Source organism: Bacillus manliponensis, assembly GCF_000712595.1.
GTDB classification, from domain to species: Bacteria; Bacillota; Bacilli; order Bacillales; family Bacillaceae_G; genus Bacillus_A; species Bacillus_A manliponensis.
Window position 1 is genome coordinate 1 of the sequence record NZ_JOTN01000007.1, and the last position, 13,708, is coordinate 13,708.

Annotated in this window: 14 protein-coding genes and 1 pseudogene; 12 read left to right on the plus strand and 3 right to left on the minus strand. The window is 37.9% G+C overall.

Features of this window, described 5'->3' with window-relative positions:
• The 3 genes and pseudogenes from BAMA_RS24740 to BAMA_RS09820 form a co-directional block, all read left to right on the plus strand.
• Window positions 1-542: pseudogene (locus BAMA_RS24740) on the plus strand (SafA/ExsA family spore coat assembly protein); the annotation flags it as partial.
• 158 nt (window positions 543-700) lie between these two features.
• Complete coding sequence (locus BAMA_RS09815; protein WP_034638659.1) at window positions 701-1,327, plus strand: YhcN/YlaJ family sporulation lipoprotein; 627 nt, start codon at window positions 701-703, stop codon at window positions 1,325-1,327.
• A 613-nt stretch (window positions 1,328-1,940) separates the two neighbouring features.
• A complete protein-coding gene (locus BAMA_RS09820) occupies window positions 1,941-2,447 on the plus strand; it encodes a BofC C-terminal domain-containing protein (protein ID WP_034638660.1) in 507 nt (168 codons plus the stop codon).
• 55 nt (window positions 2,448-2,502) lie between these two features.
• On the opposite strand, the gene BAMA_RS09825 is transcribed toward BAMA_RS09820, so the two are convergent.
• On the minus strand, window positions 2,503-3,450 hold the full coding sequence (locus tag BAMA_RS09825; protein ID WP_034638661.1) for an iron-hydroxamate ABC transporter substrate-binding protein: 948 nt from the start codon (window positions 3,448-3,450) through the stop codon (window positions 2,503-2,505).
• 177 nt (window positions 3,451-3,627) lie between these two features.
• Between BAMA_RS09825 and ruvA the strand changes: the two genes are divergently transcribed.
• From ruvA to yajC, 6 genes are read left to right on the plus strand one after another with little or no spacing between them, the layout of a single operon-like run.
• Entirely contained in the window at window positions 3,628-4,245 is a 618-nt protein-coding gene (ruvA, locus tag BAMA_RS09830) for a Holliday junction branch migration protein RuvA (RefSeq protein WP_034638662.1), read from the plus strand.
• A gap of 5 nt (window positions 4,246-4,250) precedes the next feature.
• Window positions 4,251-5,252, plus strand: coding sequence for a Holliday junction branch migration DNA helicase RuvB (ruvB, locus tag BAMA_RS09835; protein WP_034638663.1), 1,002 nt, complete (start codon window positions 4,251-4,253; stop codon window positions 5,250-5,252).
• Complete coding sequence (locus tag BAMA_RS09840; protein ID WP_034638664.1) at window positions 5,249-5,449, plus strand: DUF2905 domain-containing protein; 201 nt, start codon at window positions 5,249-5,251, stop codon at window positions 5,447-5,449. Before ruvB ends, BAMA_RS09840 begins: the two co-directional genes overlap by 4 nt.
• A 19-nt stretch (window positions 5,450-5,468) precedes the next feature.
• Window positions 5,469-6,515 carry a tRNA preQ1(34) S-adenosylmethionine ribosyltransferase-isomerase QueA gene (gene queA / locus BAMA_RS09845; protein WP_034638665.1) on the plus strand — a complete coding sequence of 349 codons (1,047 nt, stop codon included), beginning with the start codon at window positions 5,469-5,471 and terminating at the stop codon, window positions 6,513-6,515.
• A 20-nt stretch (window positions 6,516-6,535) separates the two neighbouring features.
• Window positions 6,536-7,675, plus strand: a complete 1,140-nt coding sequence (gene tgt / locus BAMA_RS09850) for a tRNA guanosine(34) transglycosylase Tgt (RefSeq protein WP_034638666.1) — start codon at window positions 6,536-6,538, stop codon at window positions 7,673-7,675.
• 30 nt (window positions 7,676-7,705) lie between these two features.
• Window positions 7,706-7,966, plus strand: coding sequence for a preprotein translocase subunit YajC (yajC, locus tag BAMA_RS09855; RefSeq protein ID WP_034638667.1), 261 nt, complete (start codon window positions 7,706-7,708; stop codon window positions 7,964-7,966).
• Between the two features lie 29 nt (window positions 7,967-7,995).
• On the opposite strand, the gene BAMA_RS09860 is transcribed toward yajC, so the two are convergent.
• A complete protein-coding gene (locus BAMA_RS09860; protein WP_034638668.1) occupies window positions 7,996-8,379 on the minus strand; it encodes a TIGR04086 family membrane protein in 384 nt (127 codons plus the stop codon).
• A 263-nt stretch (window positions 8,380-8,642) separates the two neighbouring features.
• Here BAMA_RS09860 and BAMA_RS09865 point away from each other — a divergent pair, with 263 nt between their 5' ends.
• Complete coding sequence (locus BAMA_RS09865) at window positions 8,643-9,284, plus strand: DUF421 domain-containing protein (RefSeq protein ID WP_034638669.1); 642 nt, start codon at window positions 8,643-8,645, stop codon at window positions 9,282-9,284.
• A gap of 67 nt (window positions 9,285-9,351) precedes the next feature.
• Here BAMA_RS09865 and spoVB read toward each other — a convergent pair whose 3' ends face one another.
• Window positions 9,352-10,911 carry a stage V sporulation protein B gene (spoVB, locus tag BAMA_RS09870; RefSeq protein WP_034638670.1) on the minus strand — a complete coding sequence of 520 codons (1,560 nt, stop codon included), beginning with the start codon at window positions 10,909-10,911 and terminating at the stop codon, window positions 9,352-9,354.
• Between the two features lie 141 nt (window positions 10,912-11,052).
• Between spoVB and BAMA_RS09875 the strand changes: the two genes are divergently transcribed.
• Complete coding sequence (locus BAMA_RS09875; RefSeq protein WP_034638941.1) at window positions 11,053-11,337, plus strand: post-transcriptional regulator; 285 nt, start codon at window positions 11,053-11,055, stop codon at window positions 11,335-11,337.
• A gap of 101 nt (window positions 11,338-11,438) precedes the next feature.
• Window positions 11,439-13,700, plus strand: coding sequence for a protein translocase subunit SecDF (secDF, locus tag BAMA_RS09880; RefSeq protein WP_034638671.1), 2,262 nt, complete (start codon window positions 11,439-11,441; stop codon window positions 13,698-13,700).
• The last annotated feature ends 8 nt before the right edge of the window (window positions 13,701-13,708 follow it).

The window sequence follows — 13,708 nt, forward strand, 5'->3', positions numbered from 1 at the left end:
TGATGCCGATGATGGAAAACAATCAAATGCCACATGTGATGCCGATGATGGGAAATAACCCGATGCCAAATGTAATGCCAATGATGGGGAATAACCCGATGCCAAACGTAATGCCGATGATGGGGAATAACCCGATGCCAAATGTAATGCCAATGATGGGGAATAACCCGATGCCAAATATAATGCCGATGATGGGGAATAATCCGATGCCAAATGTAATGCCAATGATGGGGAATAACCCGATGCCAAATATAATGCCGATGATGGGGAATAATCCAATGCCAAATCAGCATTATCAAATGCCGTACATGCAACAAATGCCAAGCTATAATATGAATTATACACCGACCCAAAATATGATGGAAGAAGAGGACTGTGGTTGTGATGGAAGTCGTCCTGTACCGCCATATAGTCCACAACCAGGTGTGGCATATGATCCGTATCAACGTCAACCATATGTACCATATCCGCCCCAACCAGGCACAATGTATTATAGTCAACAACCGTCCTCTTTATTTGGAGAGAGTGAAAAGGATGACTAAAAGGAAACTGTAGTCAGTGGCGTTTTATTTGGAAAGAGTAGCTTGTTGAGTGTTGACATGGTAAGTAAAATACTTACAGTTTAAAAACCCCCCCACTTACTCATGATAAGATAGAGCCTTTAAGAAAAGGTTCATTTCTAACAAGGGGGGTTTTTGTATTGAACAAAAAGGTGAAAATCATTGCCGCTTCATTGTTAGTTACTAGTGCATTGGCTGCGTGTAATCCAGAACCAGATGATCAAGCAATAGATAGAAATAATGCTTATAATTATGAACGTACATCAAATTATAATGGAAAAGATTACGTAACGCGTAACGGTCGTCATATGGATTATGTTTCGTATAAAGATGGTGCAGGTTATAATTATTATGGCGATCGTAACTATCATGGCCAAGTTGGAAACCCATATCCAACTCGCAACATTACAATGAATAACGGCTATGTCAATAGAGATGGCAAAACAGCAGAAGAGATTTCAAATCGTGTAGAACGAATGGATAACGTTGAACGCGTGTCTACTGTTGTATATGGAGATGAAGTTGTAATTGCGGTAAAAACGAACAAACATACAAACGAAAAGGCTTTGGCTGAAGAGGTGCGTAAAGCTGCGGCACCATATGCGAAAAACCGTAGCATTTATGTAACGGTAAAAGATGATATGTTTGAGCGTGTTGATGAAGTGAATAATCGATTACGTACAGGAACAGTTACAAATGATTTTAATGACGATATAACAGATATGTTCCGTAATGTACGTGATGATTTTAATGATACGTTCCGTTAATGGGAAAAGGGAAGGGGTACTCCCTCCCTTTTTATCTCGCATTAACGGGCTGTGAAACTCCAACTAATTAAAGTTTTGCTTAATTATTGTTGCATTTTCTTGTGACTAATGTTATATTAGTAAAGCGATGAGCTAATTCACGTAAGACGAGAGATATGCTTAAGTGCTAAACACGCGGATGTGGCCGCCTGGTCTCTCGCCGTGAACGCATCAAGACGCCTGCATGACAGGCGTCTTTCTTATTATACTTAATATTTAAAGCAGAGTAGGGAAAAGCCTTACTCTGCTTTTTTTGTGAAAATACCAATCAAAATAAGGATTATCCCGTTGATCCCGCATTAACAGTCCGTAAAAGCCCGATTGGTCAGGCTAACACTCAGTGGTATATGCGAGGTTGTAAAAGGTTAGAAGTATTCCGGTTCCCAGACTCTTGAATTGAATGGAGAAAAAGTTAAAAATGTAAGGAAATATATAAGTGGCGTTACTAAAAAATGAAAAACATAAAATCCCTCTTTTTATAAGGAATGTAGATTATGAAAAAGAAGGATAAAAATTGTGCTACAGGAAAAAATATGAGTGAAAGTATTCATTTTCCTAATAGAGGTGAGATCAAATGAGATTTATCATCATGCTAGCTCATTCGATGCTTGTACTATGTTTTGTTTTTGGAACATATAATACGGTATCGGCAGCTACTCATACCCCAGTAGAAGAACCTCGGATTAAGGTAATGTTGGAGCGGACATATTTAGATGGTGAAGTGAGTGAAGAAGTTTTTACGGAAAACGTGTCGAGTTTAGAAACATTTTTAAAAAAATACGATGATTGGCAATTAGTTGATCGGAATGATGAGCAAGTTGTTTTGCAAAAGCGTATTCAAGATATTTCTCCTTTGTTAAAAATAAACGGTTATTTTGGTGTTTCAAAAGAAGGGATTTTACAAACGTTTGAAGGTGTACCGAGGAAAGAGAATGCGATTCATTCTTTTTTTCAAATTGATATGAAAAAGCTAAAAAGTTATAAACGAAATCAGTTAAAGCGTGGCATTCGTATAGAGTCAAAAGAGCGTTTTGTTAAAGTGATAGAAGAAATGAAGCAATATACGGTACAAAAAAAATAAACTGCGTGTGAATAATCACACGCAGTTTATTTTTTAATAGTTGATTTAAAAGAGTTTAGTTCTTTTCTAAAATTGTTTTTGCAATTTCATCAATTAGCATATCTTTTCCAATTGGATTGAATGCTTGTGTGTTGAACACTTCGTTTGTCACTTCGTATACGTGGTCACTTTGAACAGCTTTGTTACTGTTCCAAACGGCACTGTTTTTGTAGTCTTCATAAACTTTATCAGCTTCGCCGCCAAAGTTTACAAGGAACATATGGTCAGGATTGAAATCAACGAGACCTTCTAATGATACTTGTGCCATCGTTTGGCTTAAGTCTGTACCTTTTGTTGCTGGAAGTTTTAAGTCATTAAAAAGAATGTCTCCGTATCCGAAGCTACCGTACACACGGAAGTTTTGTGGTGTTACAGCAAGGAACATGAAGTCTTCATCTTTTGTTTTTGCTTTTATTTTTTTAGATAAAGCTGCCGCTTTCTTATCATAATCAGCAATCCACTTATCAGCTTTTTTCTCTTCATCAACAAGACGAGCGACTTCTTTAAATTTACCACGCCAGTCTTCTAAGTTTGTTTCTAATACAACTGTTGGTGCGATTCCTGCTAGTTGATCATAAATTTTTACTTGACGGTTGTTTAAAATAATCATATCAGGTTTTAAAGCAGCGACTGCTTCTAAGTCAACTTTTGGTGCCCAATACCAACCTACTGCTTGTACACCTTTTAATTTATCCTTTAAGTGTGCTTGAATTTCATCTTTGTATGTGTTTGCTGTACCAACTGGTTTATGACCAAGAAGTAATAAATCTTCTGTTGAACCAGATAAGTCAACGATACGTTTTGGGTTTGTTGGAACTTCAACTTCACCTTGTGCATGTTTTACAACTTTTGTTGTTGGTTCTTCTTTTTTTGGTTTTGCTTCTTCTTTCGTAGCATTATTACATCCAACTACTGTAAGAACAAGAAGAATGATTGCGAATAAAATAGATAATTTCTGTTTCATCTTGATGTATCTCCTTTTAATTGTGATTGATAATCATTATCGGCTAATCCATATTAATCTTAACTTCTCCATCTGTCAACAAAAATATGAAATAGAACATTTGTTGGGGAGATGTCGCATATGTGCTGCTATTTATGGTAAAATGGAGTACATGATTTGAGAGGGAGAGATACAATTTTGTTTGAATATATTACAGGCTATGTGGAATATGTTGGACCGGAATATATTGTTCTTGATCATAGCGGAATTGGGTATCAAATTTTCACGCCAAATCCATATGTATTCCAAAGAAGTAAAGAAAACATTCGCGTGTATACATACCACTATGTAAGAGAAGATATGATGTCATTATACGGATTTAAAACGCGTGAAGAGCGTTTATTATTTACAAAGTTATTAGGTGTATCAGGGATTGGACCAAAAGGTGCGCTTGCAATTTTAGCATCTGGTCAAACGGGACAAGTAGTGCAAGCGATTGAACATGAGGACGAGAAATTTCTTGTGAAGTTCCCAGGCGTTGGGAAAAAGACAGCTCGTCAAATGATTCTCGACCTAAAAGGAAAACTTGCCGATGTTGTGCCGGATGCATTCGTTGATTTATTCTCAGCAGAAGACCGTTTTGATGAGAAGAAGGGATCTTCAGTAGAGCTTGATGAAGCGTTAGAGGCATTACGGGCACTTGGATATGCGGAACGAGAAGTGAACCGCGTTGTACCAGAGCTATTAAAAGAATCGATGACAACGGATCAATACATTAAAAAGGCACTGAGTCTTTTACTAAATGGTAAGAGGTGATGAATATGGATGAACGTCTCGTGTCAGGAGAATCTGCATACGAAGATACGGATTTAGAATATTCATTAAGGCCACAAAATCTCCGTCAATATATTGGCCAAGATAAAGCAAAGCATAATTTAGAGGTTTTTATTGAAGCAGCAAAAATGCGTGAGGAAACGTTAGATCACGTATTATTATATGGTCCACCAGGGCTTGGTAAAACGACGCTTGCAAACATTATTGCAAATGAAATGGGCGTAAATATGCGAACGACATCAGGACCAGCAATTGAGCGTCCTGGTGACTTAGCAGCAGTATTAACGGCACTTCAGCCTGGAGATGTATTATTTATTGATGAAATCCATCGATTGCCACGTTCGATTGAAGAGGTTCTTTATCCGGCAATGGAAGATTTCTGTTTAGATATCGTGATTGGAAAGGGGCCAACTGCACGTTCAGTAAGGCTCGATTTACCTCCATTTACACTTGTTGGTGCAACGACGCGTGCTGGTGCGTTATCAGCGCCGCTTCGCGATCGATTTGGTGTATTATCTCGCCTTGAGTACTATACGATAGACCAATTATCTGCTATTGTAGAGCGTACTGCTGAAGTATTCGAAGTGGAAATTGATTCACTTGCTGCTTTAGAGATTGCAAGACGTGCACGAGGTACGCCGCGAATTGCTAACCGTTTATTAAGACGTGTACGCGATTTTGCACAGGTGCGTGGTGATGGTACAATTACGATGGAGATTACACAAATGGCGCTCGAACTACTGCAAGTAGATAAACTAGGACTCGACCATATTGACCATAAATTATTGCTTGGTATTATTGAGAAATTCCGTGGTGGTCCGGTTGGTTTAGAAACGGTTTCGGCAACAATTGGCGAAGAATCGCACACAATTGAAGATGTATATGAGCCATATTTATTGCAAATTGGTTTTTTGCAGCGAACACCACGAGGGCGCATTGTAACACCACTTGCATATGAACACTTTGGAATGGAGATGCCAAAGCAATGATGGATATGTCAAAGTTGTTGATTTCAGCTGGTGCACTCCTAATTGTAGTAGGGCTTGCTTGGAAGTTTATCGGAAAGCTTCCGGGAGATATTTTTGTGAAAAAAGGAAACGTTACCTTTTACTTTCCGGTCGTTACATGTATTGTAGTAAGTGTTGTATTATCTTTTATTATGTACGTCATAAATCGATTGAAATAGAAATAGGTGAACAAAAGGTATGGATATTAATTTATTTGATTTTCATTTACCAGAAGAATTGATTGCACAGACGCCGCTTGAGCAACGTGAAACATCAAGACTGATGGTATTAGACCGCAAAACGGGTGAAATGCAACATAAGCGTTTTACGGATATTCTTTCTTATTTACATGAAGGCGATTGCTTAGTGTTAAATGAAACAAAAGTAATGCCAGCGCGTTTGCATGGTGTGAAAGAAGATACAGGCGCACATATCGAAGTGCTTTTATTAAAGCAAGAAGATGGAGATACTTGGGAGACACTTGTAAAACCTGCAAAGCGAGTAAAAGAAGGAACTATCATCTCGTTTGGCGAAGGAAAGTTAAAGGCAACATGTGTTGGAACAGGAGAGCAAGGAGGACGTCATTTACAGTTTTCATATGACGGTATTTTCTATGAAATTTTAGATGAACTTGGTGAAATGCCACTTCCGCCTTACATTAAAGAAACATTAGATGATCGAGACCGTTATCAAACTGTATTTGCGCGTGAAATTGGTTCGGCAGCAGCACCAACGGCGGGTCTTCATTTTACAGAAGAACTGTTAGAAGAGTTAAAGCGAAAAGGTGTACGTTTAGCATTTATTACGTTACACGTTGGACTTGGTACATTCCGTCCTGTTTCCGCTGATACAATTGAAGAACATGAAATGCATGCGGAGTACTATCATATGTCGGAAGAAACTGCACGTACTTTACATGAAGTGCAAGAATTAGGTGGCCGCATTATTACAGTTGGTACAACGTCAACTCGTACGCTAGAAACGATCGCAACAAACAATAATGGTAAGCTTGTAGCAGCTTCTGGATGGACGGATATCTTTATGTATCCAGGATATGAATTTAAAGCAGTTGATGGTATTATCACAAACTTCCACTTACCAAAATCAACATTAATTATGCTTGTAAGTGCGTTTGCAGGAAGAGAGCATGTCCTTCATGCTTACAATGAAGCTGTAAAGGAAAAATATCGTTTCTTTAGCTTTGGTGATGCAATGTTTATCGCTACGCATACAGAAGGAAAGTAGACATAAAAAGGAGAAAAGGTATGACAGCAATTCGTTATGAGTTAATTAAAACATGTAAACAAACAGGTGCGCGTTTAGGCCGTGTTCATACGCCGCACGGATCATTTGAAACGCCAATCTTCATGCCAGTTGGAACGCTTGCGACAGTAAAGACAATGTCGCCTGAAGAACTAAAAGCAATGAACGCTGGTATCATTTTAAGTAATACGTATCATTTATGGTTACGTCCAGGTCATGAAATTGTACAAGAAGCAGGTGGCTTACACAAATTTATGAACTGGGATCGTCCGATTTTAACGGATTCAGGTGGATTCCAAGTATTTAGTTTAAGTGAATTTCGCCGCATTGAAGAAGAGGGTGTTCATTTCCGTAATCACTTAAATGGAGATAAACTGTTCTTATCACCAGAAAAAGCGATGGAGATTCAAAACGCGCTTGGTTCTGACATTATGATGGCATTTGATGAATGTCCACCATTCCCAGCAACATATGAGTACATGAAAAAATCAGTAGAGCGTACGAGCCGCTGGGCAGAGCGTTGTCTAAAAGCACACGCACGTCCTGAAGATCAAGGATTATTTGGAATTGTACAGGGCGGTGAGTTTGAAGAACTTCGTCGTCAAAGCGCAAAAGATCTTGTTTCGATGGACTTCCCAGGTTATGCAGTTGGTGGTTTATCTGTTGGTGAACCAAAGGATATTATGAACCGTGTCCTTGAGTTTACAACACCACTTCTTCCAGATAACAAGCCTCGTTACTTAATGGGGGTAGGTTCTCCGGATTCACTAATTGATGGGGCAATGCGCGGTATTGATATGTTCGACTGTGTATTACCAACTCGTATTGCGCGTAATGGTACATGTATGACAAGTGAAGGTCGCCTTGTTGTGAAAAACGCGAAGTATGCAAAAGACTTCGGACCACTTGATCCGAAGTGTGATTGCTACACATGTACAAATTACTCCCGTGCGTACATCCGTCACTTAATGAAATGTGACGAAACGTTCGGAATTCGTTTAACGTCTTATCATAACCTTCATTTTCTGTTAAAATTAATGGAGCAGGTGAGACAAGCCATTCGTGAAGATCGTTTAGGTGACTTCCGTGAAGAGTTCTTTGAACAGTACGGCTTTAATAAACCGAATGCTAAAAACTTCTAAAAATATACATAATAAAAGGAGGAAAAGAACATGAACGCAGGTATGATGAATATTATCATGATCGTTGCGATGTTTGCGATTTTCTATTTCTTATTAATTCGCCCGCAACAAAAGCGTCAAAAAGCAGTAGCAGAAATGCAAAATAATTTACAAAAAGGTGATACAATCGTGACAATCGGTGGTTTACACGGCACGGTTGAATCAGTAGAAGACACAAAAATCGTTGTGAAATCTGGTGGTTCACACCTTACATTCGATCGCAACTCTGTACGTGAAGTTGTGAAAAACTAATGAAAAGCCCTGTCTACACAGGGCTTTTTTTAATACGTTCGTTTTGCTAAATTAACTCCAAATATTCCTCCAATTGTGCTTGCTGCAATCAGTATACATTGATAGAGGAGCTGTGAGTTTGATAAAGCTTTATCATAACCTAAATAGTTTACGAGAAAGACAAGTATAAAGAATGTAACACCAGTAACAGCTCCGACAAACCATCCACGCCCCTGTGCTTTTGCTCCGGCAATAAATCCAGAAATGAGCATAAAAAGAATAGCAAGTACCATAACGACAATAGATAACACATTTTCACTTATATTTGTAAATTTTAAGAGCATCGCAATAAATAAACTTGTCATACAGGCAAAAATGAGCAATGTGATGATGCCGAAGCCAACTGCAATGGACAGCCTTTTTGTTCCTTCCATCTAGTTCCCCCCTTTTCGAATCTCGCTATTTGCGGGTTGTAAGGCTCCCACCTCAAAACTTGAGAGAAGCGAGGAAGTTTAAGTGGGGGATTAACAGCCCGTAAAAGCCCGATTGGTTCAACTAGCAATCAGTGGGGATGGAGAAGCACCCATTGATTGAAGTTTCACTTTATACAAGCATATTTTCAAGTGTGACAAGTTAGACTAATTTTTTTTCGAGCGGAAACACTAATTGGTAGAAAACAAAGAAGGGGAATTTACATATGGAGTTTTTAGAAATTGGCTTTCGCACTGTTTTATTATATTTTGTTATGCTCATTATTTTTCGGATTATGGGTAAGCGAGAAATTGGTGAGCTCAGTATTTTAGATCTTGTTGTTTTTATTATGCTAGGGGAATTAGGAATTGTTGCAATTATTGATTATGACAAGTCACTTTGGCTCCAGCTTTTGCCTATGTTTGTCATTGTGATAATCCAAATTGCCTTAGCTAAGTTGTCGTTAAAAAGTGAAAAACTTCGTCATCTAATAGATGGAGAACCAGCTATTATCGTACGTGACGGAAAAATTGATGAAAACCAAATGCGAAAACAACGCTACAATATGGATGATTTATTGATGCAGCTGCGTGAAGAGGGGATTGGGGATATACGGGACGTTCAATATGCAATTTTAGAAGCTTCTGGGAAATTATCTGTTTTCCATAAAGCGAGTGATCATCCTGTTCATTTTACATTACCGCTTATTATCGATGGAGAGATTCAAGGGAAACATTTGCAAATGATTGATCAGTCAGAAACGTGGTTATATAAAAAGCTAAGTGAATTAGGCTATAACAAGATAAGAGAAATTTCGTATTGTACGTTTCAAGACGGTGAATTTTTTGTAGATATGAAAGATAAATAGCAAAAAAAGTGGGGGAGCCTATTGAAAGTGCCGCGATAGCGTAACTTCGAATAGGCTTTTTATATTGCTATTTAAAGAATGATAGCTTACGGATAATAGGAAAGCGCCCGATCTCATCTTTTCGAATAAGACGAAATAATATAAGCAGTGTAATATAAACAGTTGTTGTTGCGACAATTTCTAGTAACGTTTCAACAAGTAATGAAGTAGAGAAGAGAATATGTTCATGGATGTAAAAGCCGAATGTTCCAGCAGTGATGATTGCAAGAAAGCCATATATGTAATCTTTTGCATAAATTGTGAATGTAATTTTTTTTAAGACAGTTGCATAGTGAAGTATTGTTACAGTTACAATGTTTGTGGCAATGGCAAGAGCAACACCCATCATTTGAAATTCTGGGCGAGAAGCAAGTGCGAAAATGACAATTAGTTTCACGACTGCACCAATTAATGTATTCATCATGGCAGCTCTTGCCAAGTTTAATGCTTGCAAAATAGATGTAAGTGGGCTTTGAAAATAGTGAAATAAAAAACAAGGTGCGAGAACTTGAATGAAATGTGTAGCGCTATTTGAACCATACATGAGTGTTAAAATAGGTGAAGCAAAAACGTATAAAATCACGACGGACCAACCACCGGTAATAAGTGAAATGCGTAAAGCCTGTTGTAAGCGATGTTCTACTAAACGGTGTTGTCGCTTTGCCATCGCTTCGCTAATTGAAGGTACGAGGGCAGTAGAAAGTGCGTATGTAATGAATGCTGGAAGGGATAGAAGTGGAAAAGCGTATCCGTTTAACATACCATATTGCTGCGTTGCAACAGAAGCAGCAACTCCGGCAATTGCTAAGCTTTGCATGACAACAATTGGTTCAAAAAAATAGGACAAAGAGCCAATGAGTCTGCTTCCTGTTGTAGGAAGTGCAATATCCATTAGGGAATGGAATGTATCTTTACTCTTTTTCACGGTACTTGTGAAGTTTGAACGAATTGAAAGTTGTTTATCTCGTTGAAAGAGTGTTAATAAAAACAAAAGTGATGCAACTTCTCCAAGGACGGCAGAAAGCATTGCTCCAGCTGCTGCGTATTCAACACCGTACGGCAAAAAAAGGCGAATGCATACAGCGATAACGGTAATACGAACAACCTGTTCTAATACTTGCGCATAAGCACTTGGTTTCATATTTTGCTTTCCTTGGAAATAACCACGCAAAACAGATGAGATAGCGATGACAGGTACGACAGGTAACACAGCTATTAATGGATAATATGTGCGTTCATCTGTTAGAAATGTTTTTGCTAAAATTGGTGCGATGAGCATAATGACAACTGTTAAAATAATGCTAATGATAGATGTAATTGCTAGAGAAACTGTTAATATTTTTTTCACTTTTTGTTTATCATTTACTGCTTCTGCTTCAGCAACTAGTTTTGCAATGGCGATGGGAAGACCAATTTGTGTGAGTGTAATTGCGAGTATAAAAGTTGGGACAGCCATCATATATAAGCCGACGCCTTCTTCACCTAAAATACGTGCCATTACGATGCGGTTTATGAATCCTAGTATTTTTGTAATGAAACCAGCGAGCATTAAAATGAAAGCGCCCCGTAAAAATGTTTGTCTTGTCATAGCTTTCTCCTACCTTCTCAAAATCATTGGAATGATTTACAATAATTTATATGCAGCGATGAGACAAGAATGACAAGCATTTCAAATAAGCGTAATAGAAACTGGGCTTTTGCTGGTGAATGAGAAGGAGATGTGATGGAAGTGGTCGGGAAAGAGGATTTAGTAGAGGCGTATCGTGAGCAGTTGCAAATCGTATTAAATAGTAAAGTAGAAGAGTTTCAAATGCTCGGATACGATAGGGTTACGGAAGAAGACGTTTGGAAATGCTTAAAGAAACGAAAGTGGAAAAAAGTCGATAGTAATGTAAGATTATATCAGCTTGTAAATGATGTGTTAACGTTAACAGCAAACGATTATATGACTTTTTTAACGAAGGAAGCATATCAAGCACCACTTTGGTCGTTTGAAGAATATGAAAATAAATAATAGGTTGTAATTGGTTTGTTCTTCCTCTTGCAGTATAATAGTGAATATTGCTGGGGATTTTTGAACAAGCATCTTCGTTCAGAAGGAGGAACAATATACATATGGCAAAACGAGGTAGTAGAATCGTTGCTTTCTTCCTCATTGTTTTATTACTTGGAGGCATCGTTGGAGCAACGGCGAAAGATGTAACAAAAGGGATTAGCCTTGGGCTAGACCTACAAGGTGGCTTTGAAATTTTATATAAAGTAAAGCCAGCGAAAGAAGGAGATAAGATTGACCGTGAAGCGCTATTGAGTACAGTTGGTGCGCTGGACAACCGTGTCAATGCTCTTGGTGTAAGTGAACCGAATATTCAAATTGAAGGTGAAGATCGAATTCGTGTGCAACTTGCCGGTGTAAAAGATCAGCAAAAAGCACGAGAAATTTTATCAACACAAGCAAAATTAACATTCCGTGATGTTAACGATAACATTTTAATGGACGGAACAGATTTAGCGAACGGCGGAGCGAAGCAAACGTTTGATGAATATGGAAAGCCAAGCGTAAGTTTGAAGCTAAAAAGCGCGGATAAATTCCGAGATGTAACAAAAAAGGTATCAAGTATGCCGCCGCCAACAAACTTAATGGTTATTTGGCTAGATTTTGAAGAGGGTGTAGACTCTTATCAAGCAGAAGCGGCAAAACCAAATCCGAAATATTTATCAGCAGCAACTGTAGACCAAGTATTTAATCAAGCGGAAGTATCAATTGTCGGTGGAAACTTTACAGTTGAAAGCGCAAAAGATCTTGCTAAGTTATTAAATGCTGGGGCACTTCCAGTTGATCTGGAAGAGTTATACTCCACATCTGTTGGAGCGAATTTTGGAGAACAAGCATTACAAAAAACAATTTTCGCAAGTGCAATTGGAATCGCACTTATTTTCTTATTTATGCTTGTGTACTACCGCCTTCCAGGTCTTGTAGCAGTTCTGATGCTAGGTTTGTATATCTTCCTTACATTACTTGTATTTAACTGGATGCATGCAGTCCTTACACTACCAGGTATTGCTGCACTTGTACTTGGGGTAGGTATTGCAGTTGACGCAAATATTATTACATATGAGCGTTTAAAAGATGAACTGCGTATTGGGAAATCAATGATGTCAGCATATCGTTCTGGTAATCAACGTTCATTATCAACGATTTTAGATGCAAACATTACAACATTAGCAGCAGCAGGTGTACTATTTGTATATGGTAATAGCTCTGTAAAAGGTTTTGCGACAAGTTTAATTGTCAGTATTTTAGTAGGTTTTATTACGAACGTATACGGTTCACGTTTCCTATTAGGGTTATTAATTAAGAGTCGTTACTTTGATAAGAAATTTGCTTACTTTGGTGTAAAACCAAAAGAAATTATCCCTTTATCAAAAGGTGTTCAATACGCACCAACAAAGTTTGATCGTTTTAACTTTGTGGAGCTTGGGCGTAAATTATTTATGTTCTCAATTGCAACAGTTGTTATCGGTACAATTATCTTATCAGTCTTTAGACTAAATCTTGGTATTGATTTTGTAAGCGGAACGCGTATGGATATTCAATCTAAGGAAGTTGTTACAGTAGAACAAGTTCAAAAAGATTTACAAGGATTAAAAATTGATGTAGAGACAGAAGATATTGTAGCAACCGGAACTGATAACAAAGGTTATGCTGTTCGCATTCCAGGTGTGCTATCAAAAGATGAAATTGCAAATGTAAAAACATATTTTGCTAAGGAATACGGTACAGAGCCAAATGTAAGTACCGTTTCACCAACAATTGGAAAAGAAATTGCGAAAAATGCGTTTATTGCAGTCATGATTGCATCAGCGGTAATTGTTTTATACGTAAGTATTCGTTTCCGCTTTACATATGCGATTTCGGCTGTTGTCGCATTATTACATGATGCATTCTTTATTCTTGTCTTCTTTAGCTTATTCCAATTAGAAGTAGACTTGCCGTTTGTTGCAGCTGTACTAACGATTATTGGTTACTCAATTAATGACTCGATTGTTACGTTTGACCGAAATCGTGAATTGTATAAGCAAAAGGAACGTATTAAATCTGTAAGTGATTTAGAAGAGATTGTAAACACAAGTATTCGTCAAACAATTTCTCGCTCAATCAATACAGTTTTAACAGTACTGTTACCTGTTATTGCTTTGTTGATTTTCGGTAGTGAATCACTTCGTAACTTCTCGATTGCATTACTTGTTGGATTAGTAGTTGGAACATATTCCTCTATTTTCATCGCGTCTCAGCTTTGGTTAATGCTTGAAAAGCGCCGCTTGAAAAAGGGAAAAGGGCAACAGAAAGTAGAAACAACAAATGAGCCACAAGTGTAATAACAATT